The organism is Streptomyces sp. 8N616 (assembly GCF_052246385.1).
Taxonomy (GTDB): Bacteria; Actinomycetota; Actinomycetes; order Streptomycetales; family Streptomycetaceae; genus Streptomyces.
Genome location: NZ_JBQQBY010000010.1, coordinates 1 through 18,145, shown reverse-complemented (window position 1 = coordinate 18,145; position 18,145 = coordinate 1). Strand labels below are relative to the sequence as shown.

General features: G+C 71.5%; 19 protein-coding genes and 2 pseudogenes. 12 read left to right on the top strand and 9 right to left on the bottom strand.

From position 1 onward, the window contains the following. Positions 1–3: 3 nt before the first annotated feature. The 3 genes from ACTWQC_RS11290 (at position 4) to ACTWQC_RS11280 (ending at position 2,765) form a co-directional block, all read left to right on the top strand. Complete coding sequence (locus ACTWQC_RS11290; RefSeq protein ID WP_443315478.1) at positions 4–1,245, top strand: sensor histidine kinase; 1,242 nt, start codon at positions 4–6, stop codon at positions 1,243–1,245. A 397-nt stretch (positions 1,246–1,642) separates the two neighbouring features. Continuing rightward, positions 1,643–1,942 carry a DUF4193 domain-containing protein gene (locus tag ACTWQC_RS11285; protein WP_360852194.1) on the top strand — a complete coding sequence of 100 codons (300 nt, stop codon included), beginning with the start codon at positions 1,643–1,645 and terminating at the stop codon, positions 1,940–1,942. Between the two features lie 13 nt (positions 1,943–1,955). Then, entirely contained in the window at positions 1,956–2,765 is an 810-nt protein-coding gene (locus tag ACTWQC_RS11280) for a hypothetical protein (protein ID WP_443315477.1), read from the top strand. 55 nt (positions 2,766–2,820) lie between these two features. Here ACTWQC_RS11280 and ACTWQC_RS11275 read toward each other — a convergent pair whose 3' ends face one another. After that, positions 2,821–3,264 carry a DUF3093 domain-containing protein gene (locus tag ACTWQC_RS11275; RefSeq protein WP_443315476.1) on the bottom strand — a complete coding sequence of 148 codons (444 nt, stop codon included), beginning with the start codon at positions 3,262–3,264 and terminating at the stop codon, positions 2,821–2,823. A gap of 59 nt (positions 3,265–3,323) precedes the next feature. Here ACTWQC_RS11275 and ACTWQC_RS11270 point away from each other — a divergent pair, with 59 nt between their 5' ends. Genes ACTWQC_RS11270 through ACTWQC_RS11260 form a run of 3 tightly spaced genes read left to right on the top strand, consistent with a single transcriptional unit; the run spans position 3,324 to position 5,210 of the window. Next, positions 3,324–3,908: a PaaI family thioesterase gene (locus ACTWQC_RS11270; RefSeq protein WP_443315475.1), complete on the top strand. Its 585-nt coding sequence runs from the start codon at positions 3,324–3,326 to the stop codon at positions 3,906–3,908. After that, positions 3,905–4,420 carry a dUTP diphosphatase gene (dut, locus tag ACTWQC_RS11265; RefSeq protein ID WP_443315474.1) on the top strand — a complete coding sequence of 172 codons (516 nt, stop codon included), beginning with the start codon at positions 3,905–3,907 and terminating at the stop codon, positions 4,418–4,420. Before ACTWQC_RS11270 ends, dut begins: the two co-directional genes overlap by 4 nt. Before the next feature lies 1 nt (position 4,421). Next, positions 4,422–5,210: a DUF3710 domain-containing protein gene (locus ACTWQC_RS11260; protein WP_443315473.1), complete on the top strand. Its 789-nt coding sequence runs from the start codon at positions 4,422–4,424 to the stop codon at positions 5,208–5,210. Positions 5,211–5,387: 177 nt separating this feature from the next. Here the strand turns inward: ACTWQC_RS11260 and ACTWQC_RS11255 are convergent, their stop codons facing one another. Then, entirely contained in the window at positions 5,388–5,930 is a 543-nt protein-coding gene (locus ACTWQC_RS11255) for a GNAT family N-acetyltransferase (RefSeq protein ID WP_443315472.1), read from the bottom strand. A 138-nt stretch (positions 5,931–6,068) separates the two neighbouring features. Between ACTWQC_RS11255 and ACTWQC_RS11250 the strand changes: the two are divergent. The 3 genes and pseudogenes from ACTWQC_RS11250 to ACTWQC_RS11240 form a co-directional block, all read left to right on the top strand. Then, positions 6,069–6,161, top strand: a pseudogene (locus ACTWQC_RS11250) (DNA-binding response regulator); the annotation flags it as partial. A gap of 86 nt (positions 6,162–6,247) precedes the next feature. Further along, complete coding sequence (locus ACTWQC_RS11245; RefSeq protein ID WP_443315471.1) at positions 6,248–6,646, top strand: OB-fold nucleic acid binding domain-containing protein; 399 nt, start codon at positions 6,248–6,250, stop codon at positions 6,644–6,646. Positions 6,647–6,649: 3 nt separating this feature from the next. Then, complete coding sequence (locus tag ACTWQC_RS11240) at positions 6,650–7,408, top strand: DUF3159 domain-containing protein (protein WP_443315470.1); 759 nt, start codon at positions 6,650–6,652, stop codon at positions 7,406–7,408. Positions 7,409–7,503: 95 nt separating this feature from the next. Here ACTWQC_RS11240 and ACTWQC_RS11235 read toward each other — a convergent pair whose 3' ends face one another. Together ACTWQC_RS11235 and ACTWQC_RS11230 are read right to left on the bottom strand one after the other, a co-directional pair. After that, positions 7,504–8,175 carry a potassium channel family protein gene (locus ACTWQC_RS11235; protein ID WP_443315469.1) on the bottom strand — a complete coding sequence of 224 codons (672 nt, stop codon included), beginning with the start codon at positions 8,173–8,175 and terminating at the stop codon, positions 7,504–7,506. After that, positions 8,172–8,840, bottom strand: coding sequence for a potassium channel family protein (locus tag ACTWQC_RS11230; RefSeq protein ID WP_443315468.1), 669 nt, complete (start codon positions 8,838–8,840; stop codon positions 8,172–8,174). The genes ACTWQC_RS11235 and ACTWQC_RS11230 overlap by 4 nt, the downstream gene beginning before the upstream one ends. Before the next feature lie 185 nt (positions 8,841–9,025). Between ACTWQC_RS11230 and ACTWQC_RS11225 the strand changes: the two genes are divergently transcribed. After that, on the top strand, positions 9,026–11,152 hold the full coding sequence (locus ACTWQC_RS11225) for an APC family permease (protein WP_443315467.1): 2,127 nt from the start codon (positions 9,026–9,028) through the stop codon (positions 11,150–11,152). A 136-nt stretch (positions 11,153–11,288) separates the two neighbouring features. Continuing rightward, on the top strand, positions 11,289–12,617 hold the full coding sequence (locus ACTWQC_RS11220; RefSeq protein ID WP_443315466.1) for a class I SAM-dependent RNA methyltransferase: 1,329 nt from the start codon (positions 11,289–11,291) through the stop codon (positions 12,615–12,617). Between the two features lie 92 nt (positions 12,618–12,709). On the opposite strand, the gene ACTWQC_RS11215 is transcribed toward ACTWQC_RS11220, so the two are convergent. Beyond that, positions 12,710–13,762 (bottom strand): alcohol dehydrogenase catalytic domain-containing protein, encoded by a 1,053-nt coding sequence (locus ACTWQC_RS11215; RefSeq protein ID WP_443315465.1) that lies wholly within the window; start codon positions 13,760–13,762, stop codon positions 12,710–12,712. 183 nt (positions 13,763–13,945) lie between these two features. Between ACTWQC_RS11215 and ACTWQC_RS11210 the strand changes: the two genes are divergently transcribed. Beyond that, positions 13,946–14,656, top strand: coding sequence for a TetR/AcrR family transcriptional regulator (locus tag ACTWQC_RS11210; protein ID WP_443315464.1), 711 nt, complete (start codon positions 13,946–13,948; stop codon positions 14,654–14,656). 25 nt (positions 14,657–14,681) lie between these two features. On the opposite strand, the pseudogene ACTWQC_RS11205 reads toward ACTWQC_RS11210, so the two are convergent. From ACTWQC_RS11205 to ACTWQC_RS11190, 4 genes and pseudogenes are all read right to left on the bottom strand, one after another. Then, a pseudogene (locus ACTWQC_RS11205) lies at positions 14,682–14,874 on the bottom strand (aldo/keto reductase); the annotation flags it as partial. A 173-nt stretch (positions 14,875–15,047) separates the two neighbouring features. Next, positions 15,048–16,736, bottom strand: a complete 1,689-nt coding sequence (locus ACTWQC_RS11200) for a putative PEP-binding protein (RefSeq protein WP_443315463.1) — start codon at positions 16,734–16,736, stop codon at positions 15,048–15,050. Further along, positions 16,733–17,374 carry a dihydroxyacetone kinase subunit DhaL gene (dhaL, locus tag ACTWQC_RS11195; protein WP_443315462.1) on the bottom strand — a complete coding sequence of 214 codons (642 nt, stop codon included), beginning with the start codon at positions 17,372–17,374 and terminating at the stop codon, positions 16,733–16,735. The genes ACTWQC_RS11200 and dhaL overlap by 4 nt, the downstream gene beginning before the upstream one ends. Before the next feature lie 484 nt (positions 17,375–17,858). Beyond that, positions 17,859–18,145 (bottom strand): IclR family transcriptional regulator domain-containing protein (locus ACTWQC_RS11190; protein WP_443315461.1); only part of this gene is annotated, 287 nt, incomplete at its 5' end.

Genomic DNA, 18,145 nt, shown 5'->3' with positions numbered 1-18,145 from the left:
GCGATGACCCAGACCCCGGCGCCCCCCGCGGCGCCGCCCAAGCCCACCTGGGACCCGCGCCACCCCTCCCGTCCCTTCCCCTGGCTGCGCCCGACCATCCGGATACGGCTCACGCTGCTCTACGGCGGCATGTTCCTGATCGCGGGCATCCTGCTGCTCTCGATCATCTACCTGCTGGCCGCGCAGGCGCTCAACGTCGGGAACGAGCCGCTGTTCAAGCTGCTCCCGGGCAGCAAGGTGCAGCTGACCAGCAACGCGTGTCCCGATCTCAGGCCCGGGATGTCGGCCGACGAGGCCAACGTCGTCCTCGACGCCTGCATGGACCACCAGAAGCAGGTCGCGCTCGACGACCTCCTGCGCCGCTCGCTGCTCGCCCTCCTCGGCCTCAGCGTGGTCGCCTTCGCCTTCGGCTACGCGATGGCCGGCCGGGTGCTCTCGCCGCTCGGCCGGATCACCCGTACGGCCCGCCAGGTGGTCGGCACCGACCTGTCGCGGCGGATCGAACTCGACGGTCCCGACGACGAGTTCAAGGAGCTGGCCGACACCTTCGACGGGATGCTCGACCGGCTGGCGCGGGCCTTCGACGCCCAGCGCCGCTTCGTGGCGAACGCCTCGCACGAGCTGCGCACGCCGCTGGCGATCAACCGCACGCTGCTCGAGGTCCAGCTCTCCGACCCCGCCGCTTCCCCCGAGCTGACCCAGCTCGGCAAGACGCTGCTGGCCACCAACGAGCGCAGCGAACAGCTGGTGGAGGGTCTGCTGCTGCTGGCCAGGAGCGACAACGAGATCGTCGACCGCAAGCCCGTGGACCTGTCCGAGGTCGCCTCGCAGGTGGTGGAGCAGGCCCGCGAGGAGGCCCAGTCCAAGGGTGTGGAGCTGCGCGGGGAGCGGGTACCGGCCGTTGTCCAGGGCAACGGAGTGCTGCTGGAGCGGGTCGCGCTGAACCTGGTGCAGAATGCCGTGCGCTACAACCACCCCGGGGGCTGGGTCGAGGTCACCACCGAGACCCGGCCGGGCCAGGCACTGCTGGTGGTCTCGAACACGGGACCCGTGGTCCCGGCGTACGAGCTGGACAACATCTTCGAGCCGTTCCGCAGGCTCCGTACGGAGCGGACCGGCAGCGACAGGGGGGTGGGTCTGGGTCTCTCGATCGTCCGGTCCGTGGCACGGGCGCACGGCGGCAGCGTCACGGCGGAGCCGCGCGAGGGTGGCGGGCTCGTCCTGCGCGTCATCCTTCCCGTCTGAGATGGCCGGGGGAGGGGGTGGTTCGCTTTGAGCGGAATTTCCCGAGTTATGCTCGGAAATCTCCGCGGGCGACCGTGTGTGATCGATCACATGGGCGAATTTTCGGCCATCTACTCTCCGTGGTCATAAGCGGTTCCAGAAGCCGGGAAGATCCTGGTTTCCGGGGGTCCTGATCACGGGAAGTACACGGGGAGGCCGTGTGTAGTGCGACAACAGGACGGTGTACGGTCCCGATCGCCATCCAAGCCGATCACCTCTTCAGGGGTGCGGTTGGGTGTCGATTGAGTAACAGACCTTGATGTGAGGCAAAATCTCCGCCTCGGGTCGGGCACAAGTCCGGCCTCTCACGCGTTACGTGCGCTGGAGACACCGCAGACACCCAGAGGGGGAGAGCGACATGGCAACGGATTACGACACCCCACGCAAGACCGATGACGACCTCAACGAGGACAGCATCGAGGAACTCAAGGCCCGGCGGAACGACAAGTCGACCTCGACCGTCGACGTCGACGAGTTCGAGCAGGCCGAGGGCCTGGAGCTGCCCGGTGCGGACCTCTCCAACGAGGAGCTGTCCGTCCGCGTGCTGCCCCGCCAGGCCGACGAGTTCACGTGCATGAGCTGCTTCCTCGTGCACCACCGCAGCCAGCTGGCAGCGGAGAAGAACGGCCAGCCGATCTGCCGCGACTGCGCGGCCTGAGAACAGGCCGGCCGTGACAGGCTCCACGCCGCTCCGCAGGGGTCCCTTCGGGCGGTGGCGGTCCTCTCCGGGCGCACGCGGCGAGCGAGGCCGGGCGGCCTCGCTCGCAGCAGCGGCCGGCCGTGGCGTGACCAAGGGCCGACGGGGCGCCCGCCACGGACTCTCGATGATCGCTGACCGGATCATCGAGACCGCGCCGCGCATTCCGGTGCGCGACCTCGCCACGCTGCGCCGCCAGTTCCCGGGCCTCGGTCCCGAGGAGATCGCGGACAAGCTGGTGGCCGGGGCCGCGAAGGGCTCCGCGGCGGTCGGCGCGAGCGTCGGCGCCGCCGCGATGATGCCCGTGCCGCCCGCGCTGCCCGCGGAACTCACGGCCGAGGTCGTCGGCGTCGCGTCGGTGGAGCTCAAGCTCATCGCCGAGCTGCACGAGGTCTACGGGATCAGAGTTCCGGGCACCTTCAAACAGCGCGCGACCGCGTATCTCGGCTCCTGGGCGGACGAGCGCGGCATCGACGTCACCAGACCGCTGACCGTCAACGCGGCCCTGGGCGTCCAGATGAGGCGGGAGCTGCGGCAGCAGGTCCTCAAGCGCACGATGCGCAATCTGCCGAACCTCCTGCCGTTCATGATCGGCGCCGCCGTCGGCGCCACGATGAACCGGCGGGACACCAGAAGGCTCGCCGAGAAGATCCGCAAGGACCTGCGCAAGCGCCAGGTCCCCTGGGACGCCCTGCCGTCCGCCGGGCTGCCCCACGAGATCGAGGAGCCGGGCAGCCCCAAGGCGATCCAGCACCACGACCACCTCAGGAAGCCCGGGAGCTGACCACCCAGGCTCCCCCTCCGGGCCTCTCCGGCCCCCGATGATGCCCGGTGCCGCCTCAGGCCCGTACGGCCGCCAGCGCCGCGGCCAGCCCCTCGGGGTCCCGGGTCGACACATAGACGTACGGCGTCGGGTCCGCCGGGTCCGTGACCTCCACCCGCAGCGCGGTGGGGATGTAGCTGCGCAGCAGCAGATACGCCCGCGGATCGGCCTTGTACGTCCGCCAGGCGGCCGCCTCGTCCGCGTCCAGCACCTCGGCCTCTCCCAGTGCCTCGACCGGGATGCGCGCGTCCCCGGCGACCAGCGAGCCCGCCACCACCCGGATCCGCGCGGAGCCGTACGAGCTCACCGCGACCGCCGCCAGCGCCACCCCGCCGATCAGCCCGCCCAGCATCGGCAGCGTGCCGAAGGGGAGCAGGATCAGCGCCAGGGAGAGCCCCGCGAGGACCGCGACGGCCCACCACGACCGGGGCGCGGTGAGGCGTTCTTCGTAGGACTGCATGCGCACAAGCTTGGCACGCGCGCGCTCGCGCCCCGCGTGCGCGGGTAGGGTCAGCACTCGTGAGTGGACCAACTGCATCGCTGAGGCCGCCGGCAGGTGCCAGGCCGCCCGTACGGCACCCCGAAGCGCCTCCGCCCGGCGAGCTCCTCGGCTCCCACTACGGTCAGTGCTTCGGATGCGGCGGAGAGCAGCCGCACGGTCTGCAGCTGGCAGCGCGCGCGGGCGAGGACGTCAGCGTGACCGCCGAGTTCACCGTCAGGCCCGCGCACCAGGGCGCGCCCGGCCTCGCGCACGGCGGCGTCCTGGCCACGGCCCTGGACGAGACGCTGGGCTCGCTGAACTGGCTGCTGCGCGTGGTCGCGGTGACCGGGCGGCTGGAGACCGACTTCGTCCGGCCCGTGCCCGTGGACACCGTGCTGCACCTGGACGCGCAGGTCACCGCGGTGCACGGCCGCAAGATCTACTCCTCGGCCGTCGGCCGGATCGGCGGCCCCGAGGGGCTGGTCGCCGTGCGCGCCGACGCCCTCTTCATAGAGGTCAAGGTCGACCACTTCATCGAGCACGGCCGGGACGCGGAGATCAAGGCCGCGCTCGCCGATCCGGACCACGTGAAGGTCGCGCGCGCATTCGAGGTGAACCCGTGAGCCGTCCCCCTGTCGACGTCCTGATCCGGCGGCTGGATCCGCAGGTGCCCATCCCCGCGTACGGTCATCCCGGCGACGCGGGCGCCGACCTCGTGACCACGGAGCCCGCCGAGCTGGCCCCCGGCGAGCGGGCCGTCCTGCCGACCGGTGTGTCCGTCGCGCTCCCCGACGGGTACGCGGCCTTCGTGCATCCGCGCTCGGGCCTCGCCGCCCGCTGCGGTGTGGCCCTCGTGAATGCACCTGGGACGGTCGATGCCGGGTACCGTGGAGAGATCAAGGTGATCGTGGTCAATCTGGACCCGCGGGAGACCGTACGGTTCGAGCGGTTCGACCGGGTTGCCCAACTGGTCGTCCAGCAGGTCGAGAAGGTGCGCTTCCACGAGGTGGCGGAGCTTCCCGGCTCCGCACGGGCCGATGGAGGCTTCGGGTCCACCGGCGGCCATGCCGCAGTGGGCGGCTCCGCCGGGGGAAATGATTACGCAGCGGTCGTTGCCGACCGGGAAGGACAGTGACGTGTTCGGACGTCGTCGCAAGGGACGCGCAGACGCTGAGAATACTGCGGGCGCAGCCGACCGGCTGGCCGACGGCGTCGGCTCGGACGAGTTCGAGCCGGACGGCGCCGCGGAGGACACCGGCGGGCACCGCCGGGTGAGCCTGCCGCCGGCCCCGCGCCCCGATGGCCCCTGGGACATCTCCGAGGTCGGTAACCCCGGCGAAGGGCGAGTGGACCTGGGCGGGATCTTCGTGCCCGGAGTCGAGGGCATGGAGCTGCGGGTCGAGGTCGCAGGGGACTCGATCGTCGCCGCCACCGTGGTGCTGCGGGACAGCGCCGTGCAGCTGCAGGCGTTCGCCGCACCCAAGAAGGAAGGCATCTGGGGCGAGGTCCGAGCGGAGATCGCCGGGGGCATCACCCAGCAGGGCGGTGTGGTCGACGAGGTCGAGGGCCCGCTCGGCTGGGAGCTGCGCGCCCAGGTGCCCGTACAGCTGCCGGACGGCACCAACGGCGTGCAGCTCGTGCGCTTCATCGGTGTCGACGGGCCGCGCTGGTTCCTGCGCGGTGTGATCTCCGGGCAGGGCGCGGTGCAGCCGCAGGCCGCGGGGCTGCTGGAGCAGATCTTCAGGGACACGGTCGTGGTGCGCGGCGAAGGGCCGATGGCTCCGCGCGACCCGATCGTGCTCAAGCTGCCGGACGACGCCCAGATGGTGCCCGAGGGCGTCCAGCAGGAGCAGGCCGAGGGCTCGCGGTTCGCGGGCGGCGTGGACCGGCTCCAGCGCGGTCCCGAGATCAGCGAGGTGCGCTGACGGCGGCTTGATCGAGCCCACGCCCATGCCGGTGGGCCGCACTCCTTCACAGGGAGTGCGGCCCACCGGCCTTTCGCGCTCGTACGCGGCTTCGCCCGCTCCCGTACCGGCGAGCTCGGCGGGCCCGCCCCTCCGACGGGAGCGGGCCGGTTCCGCGTATGCGGGACTGTCCAGGGCCTACCAGACGTCGCCGTCCCGCCAGTCGCACACCAGGACCCCCTTCGGGTCGAGCCTCACGCCGACCGGGAGTACGTACGTGCTGCCGTCGTCCTCCTCGGTGCGCTCGATGCCCGACGGCGCCAGCACGCACGTCGGGCCCTGCCAGCGCTGCCAGCCCCGGGCCGCGTAGAAGCCGGCCGCGCCCTCCGCCGCGGACAGCGCCCCCAGGTCGTACGCCCCGCGCACGACCCGCTCCAGCGCCGCCATCACGGCCGCGCCGTGCCCCTGCCCGCGCCGGTCGGCGCGCACCGCGACGCCCTCCACGTAGCCGGTGCGCAGCGCCCTGCCGCCGTGCAGCAGGCGCCGCTGCACCACGGCGCCGTGCCCGATCAGCTCGTCGCCGTCCCACACCGTCGCGTGGACGCCGCCGAGGGTGTGGTCCCAGTCCGTTTCGGAGAAGTCGCCGTCGAAGGCTGCGTCGAGAAGCGTCCGGATGGCTTTGAGCTCGCCGTCGCCCAACTCCGCGGTGTGCGCGGCCCGTACGTCTGTCATGCGGGTCATCCTCGCAGCCTCGGCACTCCCGCACGAGGCCCGGTGCGAAGCCCGTATGAGTTGCGTCAATACGCAGCGTGAGCGCGCCTCCCGCCCGATTTGTCCGATCCATCGGCCCGCGTCGCCAGATCTCCGACGAGAAGACCGAGGGCGCTCGACGCCGGTGCCGACGACTACGTCACCAAGCCCTTCGGGCTGGACGAGCTGCTCGCCCGGCTGCGGGCCGCCGTGCGGCGCGCCGAGCCCGGCGGGCTCGAGCGGTGATGGCGCGAGACGTACTCCCTCGGGCCGTGATCCGGCAGGCCCGGCACCGGTACGCTTCCGGTATGAGTGCCGTCCCCCGTTCTCAGAAGCCGGCCGGCCGGTTCCGGCGCATGCTCGACCGGCTGTCCTCCACCCAGGAGGAGCTGCACGCAGACGAGCTGCAGCAGGCCGCCCAGGCCGAGGGGTGCACGCGGATCAGCGACTGCGGCGACCGCCAGATCGTCAAGGTCACCGGCACCCTGCGGACGGTCACGCTGCGGCCGCGGGCCGGTGTGCCCGCGCTCGAGGCCGAGCTGTTCGACGGCTCGGCCGCGCTCGACGTCGTATGGCTCGGGCGCCGGTCCATCGTCGGCATAGAGCCGGGCCGCAAACTCATCGCATCGGGCCGGATCTCCATGAGCCACGGCCGCCGGGTGCTGTTCAATCCGAAGTACGAACTCCGACCGCTCGGACAGGAGTAGCCGGTGACCTCTCCGGACAAGCAGCCCGCGCAGGACCAGGACGCCGCATCCCCCGGCCACGACGGGCGGGCCGCCACGGAGGCGGCCCTCTTCGAGGCGTTCGGCGGCGTGCGAGGCATGGTGGAGACCACCGTGCCGGGCCTGGTGTTCATCGCCGTCTACACCGTCAACAAGGACATCCACTTCTCGGCCATCGCCGCCCTCGCCCTGTCGCTGGTGCTCGGTGTCGCGCGGCTGGTCCGCAGGGACACGGTCAAGCACGCCTTCAGCGGTGTCTTCGGGGTCGCCTTCGGTGTCGCCTTCGCGATGCTGACCGGCAATGCCAAGGACTTCTACCTGCCGGGCCTGCTCTACGCCCTCGGCATGGGCCTCGCCTTCGTCGTGACCACGCTTGCGGGCGTCCCGCTGATGGGGCTGATCCTCGGACCGGTCTTCAAGGAGAACCTGTCCTGGCGCACCCGCAACCCGGGGCGGAAGAAGGCGTACGCCAAGGCCAGCTGGGCCTGGGGGCTGATCTTCCTCACCAAGGTCGCGATCCTCTTCCCGCTCTACTGGTGGGCGGACACGACGCAGTTCGGCTGGGTGATCGTCGCGCTCAAGATCCCGCCCATGCTGCTGGCCCTCTACCTGACCTGGGTCTTCCTGGCCAAGGCGCCGCCGCCGATCGACGTGTTCGCCGAGATGGAGGCAGAGGAGAAGGCGGAGCGGGCGGAGCAGGAGCGCGCCGAGCAGGAGCGCGCCCGGGCCGCCGCGAGCGACTGATCCGGCAGCCGTCGTGCGAGGGGCCCGGGAACCAGCTGGTTCCCGGGCCCCTCGCCTTTCATGGACCGTGAGTTACCCAGTTCATGGACCGTGAATTACGGGACTTCCTGCCGCACCGAGAGCAGGTCCTCCAGCTGCTCCTCCCGCGCCTGCGCCGCCACGAACAGCAGCTCGTCCCCGGCCTCCAGCGAGTCCTCGCGGTTCGGCGTGAGCACCCGGTTGCCGCGGATGATCGTGACCAGCGAGGTGTCCTCGGGCCAGTCCACATCGCCGACCCGGGTCCCGGCCAGTGCCGACTCCGGCGGCAGGGTCAGCTCGACCAGGTTCGCGTCGCCATGGCTGAAGCGCAGCAGCCGTACGAGGTCGCCGACGCTCACCGCCTCCTCCACCAGCGCCGACATCAAGCGCGGCGTGGACACCGCGACGTCCACGCCCCAGGACTCGTTGAACAGCCACTCGTTCTTCGGGTTGTTCACCCGGGCCACGACGCGCGGCACCCCGTACTCCGTCTTCGCCAGCAGCGAGACGACCAGGTTCACCTTGTCGTCACCCGTCGCCGCGATGACCACGTTGCAGCGCTGCAGCGCCGCCTCGTCCAGCGAGGTGATCTCGCAGGCGTCCGCAAGCAGCCACTCGGCCTGCGGCACCCGCTCGACCGAGATGGCGGTCGGCGCCTTGTCGACCAGCAGCACCTCGTGCCCGTTCTCCAGCAGCTCCCCGGCGATCGAGCGCCCCACGGCGCCCGCGCCCGCGATGGCGACTCTCATTGCTGCGCCTCCTCCGGGCCCTCGGCGAATGCCGCCTCGACCTTCTCGACCTCGTCGCTGCGCATCATCACGTGCACGAGGTCGCCCTCCTGCAGGACGGTCTGCGACGTCGGCAGCATCGCCTCGCCCAGCCGGGTGAGGAACGCGACGCGCACGCCGGTCTCCTCCTGCAGCTTGCTGATCTTCTCGCCGACCCAGGCCGGCGAGGCGTGCACCTCGGCGAGCTGTACGGCACCGCTCGGGTCGCGCCACAGCGGCTCGGCGCCGGACGGCAGCAGCCGCCGCAGCATCTGGTCGGCGGTCCACCGCACGGTGGCCACCGTGGGGATGCCGAGGCGCTGGTAGACCTCGGCGCGGCGCGGGTCGTAGATACGCGCCGCCACGTTCTCGACCCCGAACATCTCGCGGGCCACCCGGGCGGCGATGATGTTGGAGTTGTCGCCGCTGCTGACCGCGGCGAACGCACCGGCCTCCTCGATCCCCGCCTCGCGCAGAGTGTCCTGGTCGAAGCCGACGCCGGTGACCCGGCGGCCGCCGAATCCCGAGCCGAGGCGGCGGAAGGCCGTGGGGTCCTGGTCGACGACCGCGACCGTGTGCCCCTGCTGCTCGAGCGTCTGCGCCAGGGCAGATCCCACTCGGCCGCAACCCATGATCACGATGTGCATGAGGTCTCTACCCTGCACCTTCCCCTAGTGCCGTGACCTGCGCAAACACCGTCCATCATCCTTCCACGCCCCGGGGGAGGCAACTGTTCGTCCCAACCGTCGCCGGTAACGCTACCCGCGATCGCCGGAACTGCGCCCCATGGGCGGGTGGGCGACCGCGGGACCGAGCGCTTACGATCCTCAGCGTGTCCAAACTGACCGACCTGCCCAAACGGATTCTGATCGGCAGGGCTCTGCGCAGCACGCAGTTGGGGGAGACCCTTCTCCCCAAGCGGATCGCACTGCCCGTCTTCGCGTCCGACCCACTCTCGTCCGTGGCCTACGCGCCGGGCGAGGTGCTGCTCGTCCTCTCCATCGCGGGTGTGTCGGCGTACAGCTTCAGCCCGTGGATCGCCGTCGCCGTCGTCGTCCTGATGTTCACGGTCGTCGCCTCGTACCGGCAGAACGTGCGGGCGTACCCGAGCGGGGGCGGTGACTACGAGGTCGCCACCACCAACCTCGGCCCCAAGGCCGGGCTGACCGTCGCCAGCGCGCTGCTGGTCGACTACGTCCTCACCGTCGCCGTGTCGATCGCCTCGGGCGTGGAGAACCTCGGCTCCGCGATCCCGTTCGTCGTCGAGAACAAGGTGCCGTGCGCGATCGGCATCATCGTGCTGCTGACGCTGATGAACCTGCGGGGTGTCCGGGAGTCCGGGAAGCTCTTCGCGATTCCCACGTATGTCTTCGTCGCGGGCGTCTTCATCATGATCGCCTGGGGCGTGTACCGCGGTCTCGTCCTCGGCGACGACATGAACGCCCCCACCGCGGGCTTCGAGATCAAGGCAGAGCACACCGGGCTCGCCGGCTTCGCCCTCGTCTTCCTGCTGCTGCGCGCCTTCTCCTCCGGCTGTGCCGCGCTCACCGGCGTCGAGGCGATCAGCAACGGCGTGCCCGCCTTCCGCAAGCCCAAGAGCCGGAACGCGGCCACGACGCTGCTGCTCATGGGCGGTCTCGCGGTCACCATGTTCTGCGGCATCATCGGGCTGGCCATGGCGACCGACGTCAAGATGGCCGAGAACCCGGCGCACGACCTGCTGAACGACGGCAGCCCGGTCGGCTCCGGCTACGTCCAGAACCCGGTCATCTCGCAGGTCGCGGCCGCGGTCTTCGGCGACGGCACGTTCTTCTTCATCCTGCTCGCCGCGGCCACCGCGCTGGTGCTGTTCCTGGCGGCCAACACCGCGTACAACGGCTTCCCGCTGCTCGGCTCGATCCTCGCCCAGGACCGCTACCTGCCGCGTCAGCTGCACACCCGCGGCGACCGGCTCGCCTTCTCCAACGGCATCGTGCTGCTGGCCGCCGCTGCCGTGCTGCTCGTCTGGATCTACGGCGCCGACTCGACCAAGCTGATCCAGCTCTACATCGTCGGCGTGTTCGTGTCCTTCACGCTCAGCCAGACGGGCATGGTGCGGCACTGGAACCGGCACCTGCTGACCGAGACCGACCCCGCCAGGCGCCGCCACATGATCCGCTCTCGCGCGATCAACGCCTTCGGCGCCTTCTTCACCGGCCTCGTGCTGGTCGTGGTCCTGATCACCAAGTTCAGCCACGGCGCGTGGGTCGCTCTGCTCGGCATGGTCATCTTCTACGTCACCATGACCGCGATCCGGCGCCACTACGACCGGGTCTCGGAGGAGATCGCCGCGCCCGACGAGCCCGGCGACGAGGCCGTGCGCCCGTCCCGCGTGCACTCCATCGTCCTGGTGTCCAAGGTGCACCGGCCGACGCTGCGCGCCCTCGCGTACGCGAAGCTGATGCGCTCGGGCCAGCTGGAGGCGCTCACCATCAACGTCGATGCGGTCGAGACGAAGGCGCTTCAGGAGGAGTGGGAGCGGCGCGCGATCGACGTGCCGCTGAAGGTCCTCGACTCGCCGTACCGCGAGGTCACCCGTCCGGTGATCGACTATGTGAAGCGGCTGCGGCGGGAGAGCCCGCGGGATGTGGTCAGCGTCTACATCCCCGAGTACGTGGTCGGCCACTGGTACGAGCACCTGCTGCACAACCAGAGCGCCCTGCGCCTCAAGGGGCGGCTGCTGTTCACGCCGGGCGTCATGGTGACCTCGGTGCCGTACCAGCTGGAGTCCTCCGAACTGGCCAAGCAGCGGGCGCGCAAGCGGGAGGCGTGGAACGCGCCGGGGTCGGTGCGGCGCGGTCCTGTGGGTCCGCCCGCGCAGCGGGATAAGGGTGCGTCCGGAGGCACGACGGGGTCCGGGGGCACGTCGGGGTCCGGGGGCACGTCGGGGTCCGGGGGCAGGGCGGGCGCCCGGAAGTAGCGGGCGCGGCCGGAAGCGGGGCGGGGCTGCCCCGGATCGTGGGGGCGGCCCGGGGACGTAGACTGGACGGCTGCTGTCCGGGCCGCCGCCGTGCGCCCCGGTCCCCGTATCCCACCAGCTCAGGAGCGCCTCCGCCGTGTCCACAGATTCCACCGCGTCGCTGGTCGGCGAGGAGTACGAGGTCGAGGTCGGGCCCGTCGCGCACGGCGGGCACTGCATCGCCCGTACGCCCGGGGGCCGGGTGCTCTTCGTCCGGCACACGCTGCCCGGCGAGCGGGTCGTCGCGCGCGTCACCGAGGGCCGGGAGGACTCCCGCTTCCTGCGCGCGGACGCGGTCGAGGTGCTGGAGGCGTCGCCGGACCGGGTCGAGGCGCCGTGCCCCTTCGCCGGACCCGGCAAGTGCGGCGGCTGCGACTGGCAGCACGCGGCGCCGGGCGCTCAGCGCCGCCTCAAGGTCTCCGTCATCACCGAACAGCTGAGCCGGCTCGCCGGGCTCACCCCGGAGGAGGCGGGCTGGGACAGCACGGTCGAGCCCGCGCCCGGCGACAAGGTCGCCAAGGGCGAAGTCCCGGCGTGGCGCACGCGCGTGCAGTACGCGGTGGACGACGAGGGGCGCGCGGGCCTGCGCAAGCACCGCTCGCACGAGGTGCAGCCGATCGACCACTGCCTGATCGCGGCGCCCGGGGTCAGCGAACTGGGCGTCGAGAAGCGGGAGTGGCCGCAGATCGCGGCGATCGAGGCCATCGCCGCCACCGGCTCACACGACCGCCAGGTCATCCTCACCCCCAGGCCGGGCGGGCGGCTGCCGATCGTCGAGCTGGACAGGCCGGTCTCGGTGATGCGGGTCGACGAGAAGACGGGGGGCGTGCACCGCGTGCACGGGCGCCCGTTCGTACGGGAACGCGCCATCGACCGCACCTGGCGGGTCGGCTCCGGCGGCTTCTGGCAGGTCCATCCGATGGCAGCCGGACTGCTGGTCGAGGCCGTGATGCAGGGGCTGATGCCGCGCAAGGGCGACATGGCTCTGGATCTGTACTGCGGCGTCGGGCTGTTCGCGGGCGCGCTCGCCGAACGGGTCGGTGAGAAGGGCGCGGTACTCGGCATCGAGTCCGGCAAGCGCGCGGTCGAGGACGCCCGGCACAACCTGGCCGACCTGGACCGGGTCCGCATCGAACAGGGCAAGGTCGAACAGGTCCTGCCGCGCACGGGCATCACCGAGGCGGACCTGATCGTCCTGGACCCGCCGCGGGCGGGCGCGGGCCGGCAGACCGTCACCCATCTCGCGGGCCTGGGCGCGCGCCGGATCGCGTACGTGGCCTGCGACCCGGCGGCGCTCGCCCGCGACCTCACGTACTTCCGCGCCGCGGGCTATGTCCCGCGCAGGCTGCGGGCGTTCGACCTCTTCCCGATGACGCACCACGTGGAGTGCGTGGTGATCCTGGAGCGGGCGGCAAAGGACCTTTGACCCCCGCGCTTCCCGGCGGGTGACTGGCGGTCGGGGGTGTGGTCCTGCCGCCGGCACGGAGGTGCGTGACGCGGCGGCAGCACCGAGGTAGATCAGCGGGCGGGGTCGAGAAGGACCTTGCGGACACCGTCGGAGCGGCTGTCGAAGAGTTCGTACGCCGCGGGGCCCTCGGAGAGGGCGAAGCGGTGGGAGACCACGACCTCCGGCGTGATCCGTCCGGCCTGGGCGAGGGCGATCAGGGCGGGGAGTTCGTAGTGGATCGAGCACAGTCCGATGGCGAACTCCAGCTCCTTGATCTGGGCCAGTCCCATGTGGAAGGGAAACGCCTTGTTCTGGCTGACCCCGATGACGCTGACCCGGCCGGCCTGCCGGGCGGCTTTGAGGGCGAGCTGGATGGTGGCGTCCGAGCCGACAGCCTCTACCACGGCGTCCGGTCCGCGTCCCGCGGTCATCTCCCGTACGGCCGTCCGTGCGTCCTCGCCCTCGACCGGCTCGACGCCCAGGGTGGCGGCGAAGGCGCGGCGCTCCGCGACCAGGTCCGCGCCCAGCACACGGGCGGCGCCCATGGCGAAGGCGGATTGCGCGGCCATGAGGCCGACCGGCCCCAGGCCGATGACCAGGACCGTTTCGCCGGGCTGGATGCGGGCGCGGCGGCAGCCGTACCAGGCCGTTGGGGCGTTGTCCGTCAGGACGACGGCGGCTTCGTCGGAGATGCCTTCGGGCACGTGCACCAGGTTGACCTCGGCATGGGGCACCGCCAGAGCCTGGGCCTGACTGCCCGGAAGCTGCGGGCTCACTCCGTAGCACAGGTCCGTCGGGGCCTGGGCGCGCTCGCACCTGGCGGTGAGCCCGGTCGCGCAGGTTTTGCACAGGGTGCAGCCGGCCGAGGCGGGAACCAGGACCCGGTCGCCGGGCTTGAAGCTGGTGACCTGGTTGCCGGTCTCGACGACCACGCCGACGCACTCGTGTCCCGGGGTGTAGCCGGTCTCCGGACTGAACCCGTTGCCGTCGTAGATGTGCAGGTCGCTGCCGCAGATACCGGCCGTGGTGACCTGGACGACGGCGTCGGTGGGGCTGGTGACGGCCGGGTCGGGAATGTCCCCGTAGCGAATGTCGTGGCGGCCGTGGAAAGTCAGTGCCTTCACTGGACTCCTCCATCCATACGCAGGGTGGCGCCGGTGGCATCGATCCGGTCGAGTCGCCGCTGGAAGTCGGGGTCGGTCTCGAAGTCCAAGGACATGGATGGGCTCCCACGCGCATCAAGGTTCTTGAATTAACATTTAATGCGACCGTATCACTCGCGCATGACGACGCTACGATGGGCATCCGTGACAGCACATGAGACGCCCGAACCGGCCACGCCGCCCGGGAGCCGGACCCGTGACACCCGTGGCACACTCATCCGCGCCGCCGAGCAGCTGTTCGCGGTGAAGGGCGTCGACGGCGTCTCGCTCAGCGAGATCAAACGGGCCGCCGGCCAGCGCAACGCGATGGCCCTGCAGTACCACTTCGGCGACCGGGCGGGTCTGCTGCGGGCCGTACTCGACAAGCACCTCCCGGCGGTGGACGCCCGCCGGGAGGTGCTGCTGCAGCAGTGCGAGGACAGCGGCACCGTCGATCTTCGCTCCCTCGCCGCCGCCCTGGTGCTGCCGGCCGCCGCGAAACTCTCCGATCCTGACGGCGGCCGCGCGTTCCTGCAGATCGTGGCCGAACTGCTCAACCGGCCCGAACCCCGGGTTGAGCTCGTCGTGCCGAACGAGGGGTCGAGTATCTACGCCTGGCGGCGCCTGGTGGAGCCCTTGCTGACTCCCGAGTCGACCACGGTGCTCCACACCCGCTTCACCGCCCTGCGCTTCTGCCACGCCGAACTCGCCGCCCGTGCCGCCGCCCGCCCTCGCAGGGACGACCGGCTGTTCACGAGCCGGCTGGTCGATCTGGTCACCGCACTGCTGGCCGCACCGGTGTCCGAGCAGACCGCACGACTGCTGCACGAGCGAGACCTGAAGGATCCGACCGGTCAGCAGGCCCCGGCCCGCTGACCTGGGTCGAGGTGGAGATCCGCCGGATATTGCTGGCGAGTTGCTCGACGGTGGCCGCTCCGGAAAGGACGATGTCCGCCCAGGGCTGCGCGGCGACGGCCGCCAGTGCTACGGCATCGCACCGAGACGTCGGCCTCCTGCGCGATCGCGCGCAGTGCGGTCGTATCCGGCCCTGTGGCGTGGCGATCGGCCAGGCGGCCGTTGGCCATGGCCTCTTTGGCATGGGCCCGCAGGGCGTCGACCGAGCGGTCGGCGGGCAAGTCCGCGTCGCGGCCCAGATTGATGTAGCCGGGACGCCCGACGGCGGCCAGGGCCAGGCCCAGGCGTGAGACCGGCGAGGCGGTGGGGCGTTCAGGGGGCATGCGAGGTGTCCTCCGGGCTCCGATGCGCGTCATGGCAGCGACAGTTGGCAGTGCTGTTGTACGAGTTGCCATACGTCCTCGGGGGTTTCGAGGGTGAGGGCGGTGGCTGCCGTGGAAGCGCAGGTGTCGTGGCGGAGTCGGCGGATGCGGGCGCGCACTTCGTCGAGGGCGGCCGGGGCCACGGAAAGGCTGTCGCAGCCGAGGCCGATGAGGAGAGGGGTGACGAGGGGGTGTGCGGCGGCGTCGCCGCAGACGGAGACCTGGCGGTTGTGGCGGTGTGCAGCGTTGACGACCCGGGCCATGGCGTCGAGTACGGCGGGGTGCGCGGCCATGGCGGGGGTGGCGGTGGGGTCGCGCCGGTCCAGGCCCAGGATCTGGCAGGTCAGGTCGTTGCTGCCGATGGAGAGGAAGGACGCTTCGCCGGCGAGGTCGTCGACCGCGGCGACGGCTTCGGGGAGTTCGACCATGATGCCCAGGGGCGGGGGAGGAACACCGGCTTCGGCAGCCGCGGCCCGGAGGAGGCGTCGACAGGCGCGGAGTTCGTCGACGCTCGCGACCATGGGGATCATGATGCGCAGGTCGGTGTCGGCGCCGGCGCGGAGCATGCTGCGGAACTGGTCGGCGAAGGCGCCGGGTTGGGCCAGCATGAGCGGCAGGCCGCGGCCGAGGTGCCCGTCTTGGCGGCCCTTGGCGAGGAAGGGCGGGAGTTTGTCGTCGGCGAAGTCCAGGGTGCGGGCGATGACGGTCTGTCCGGCGAGCGCCCGCAGGAGGGGGACGAGGGCGGTGGCGTGCTGGTTGCGGGTGGGCCAGGCGGGGTGGTTGAGGAAGGGCAGTTCGGTGCGGAGCAGGCCGACGCCCTCGGCGTTCGCCGCAAGAGCTGCGCGGGCTTCGGCCGGGGTGGCCACGTTGGCCCGGAGTGCCATGGGGTGGTGGTCGAGGGTGTGGGCGGGCAGGTGGCGCTCTTCGGCGAGCGCGAGCCTGCGGGTGCGGGCTGCGTCCATGGCGTGGAGCGCGGTTGCGCGTTCGTCGTCGTCGGGGTGGGCGACCGCGGTGGCCCGGTCGGCGTCGAGCAGGATCTCCTGACCGTCCGGCAGCTCGAGCAGCTGGGGGTCGACGGCCAGGAGGAGGGGGATGCCCTGTGAGCGGGCGACGATCGCGGCGTGGGAGTTCGGGCCGCCGGTGACGGAGACGGCGGCGGTGACCGTCTGGCCGGGTTCCAGCAGGTCTGCCGCGCCGATCTCGTGGGCCACCAGGATGAGGGGCTGGTCGGGTGCGGGGCCGGTGTCGCCATGCAGGTGAGCCAGGACGCGGCGGCCGACCTGCCGTACGTCTGCCGCGCGTTCGGCCAGGGTCGGGTCGTCCAGGGCAGCCATGACTCCGGCATAGGTGTCGACGGCCTGCCGGACGGCGACAGGCACCGGCTGCCCTTGGTGTGCTCGCTTGATGGCCTGGTCGCGCAGATCGTGGTCCTGCGCGATGTAGCCGTTGACCTCCATGATGTCGGCCTCTTCGTCCTTGCCCTGCTCGTGCAGCGAGGTGGACAGGTCGAGCAGGCGGGCGGCAACGGCGTCGAAGGCGTCGGTGATCTGCTGTGCGGGGTCGCCACTGGTGCGCTGGGGGAGCGCTGTTCTCACGGGCGGGCGGTCGGTGCGATGGATGAAGCCCAGGGCTATGCCGGGTGCGGCGGGGTGCCCGGCGTAGGTGCGGCGGTAGGTCATCGGCCCACCACCGTCTCGGCGAGGGCACGGAAGATCAGGCCGGTGGAGGTGGCGCCTGGGTCCTGGTGGCCGATGCTGCGGGCACCGAGGTAGGAGGCCCGGCCCTTGCGCGCCTGCAGGGGGGTGGTCGCGCGCATGCCGTCCTCAGCGGCGTCGGCGGCGGCCAAAGCCGCGGCGGCCAAGTCGGCTCCGGCGCCGGCGTGCTGCTGGAAGGCGGCCAGCGCGGGAGTGTAGGCGTCGATCATGGTCTTGTCGCCGGGTGAGGCCGCGCCGAGCTTCTGGATGCTTTCCAGGCCGGCGGCGAGTGCGGTGGCGAACTGCTGCGTGTCGGCGGTGGGTGCGTCCAGGGTCTTGCCGAGGGCGCGGAAGGCGCCGCCGTACAGCGGCCCGGAGGCGCCCCCCACGCTGGAGATGAGAGTGGTGCCCGTCTTGACCAGCACCGCCCCGACGGTGTCCGGTGCGAAGTCGGCGAGGGCCGTGGTGGCGGCGGAGAAGCCGCGGTGCATGTTGGTGCCGTGGTCGGCGTCGCCGATGGCCGAGTCGAGCTGGGTGAGATGGTCTTTGTGCTTGTCCACGGCGGCGGCAATGGCCTGCACCCACGTGCGGGCGAGGTCGATGTCCACGGTGTCTCCGTTCATGGTCGGGGCGTGGCGGGTTCACGGTTGGGTGAGCCGGGGGCGGGGGCGAATCCGCAGGGCCTGCCGGGAAAGCGGCGCGGGAAGGGCCCGGCCGGCCCTCACGTACGCGCGGCCCCGCCCCCGGCTCGGTTCAGGCGCCCCAGCGCAGGGCGGGGGTTTTCACCGGTGCCTCCCACAAAGACAGCATCTCGGCATCGTGGTGGCCGCCAGGTGGTCAGGGGTCGGGCACCTGGAGGCCGGCTCAGGGGAGCCAGATAGCTCGCAGCTTCCGGCAAGTGTTCACTATGGATGAACGTTGTTTCGGAAGTTAAGCCCGTATTTCACCCCTGTCAAGAGGTGCGGCTGTCAAGAGGCGCGGCGACGATCGGGCGCTGCGGACACGGGGAAGGTCCCACGGCGGGTGCCGACGGGCCTGGGTGAAGGAGTAGTGGTGCGGGAGGGCGGACGCCGCTGCCGGGCTGCGCGCGGGGGCGGGGTGAGCGGATCAGGTGCTGGCGATGCGGGCGGCACCGCGGGGGGCGCCCAGGTCGCGGGAGAGGTTGCGGGCGGTCTCCCGGACCGCGACCGCGAGCTCCTGACGTGCCGATTCGGCCAGAAGCCGCTCGACGGGGCCGACAATGCCGATGGCTCCCACCACCTCGCCGGAGCGGTCGAAGACCGGGGATGCGATGCCCGCGTCCCCGATGGCGGACTCCTGGTCCTCGATCGCGTAACCCGTACGGAGAATCTCCTTCAGCTGGCCGGCCAGCTCCTCCGGGTCGGTGATGCTGG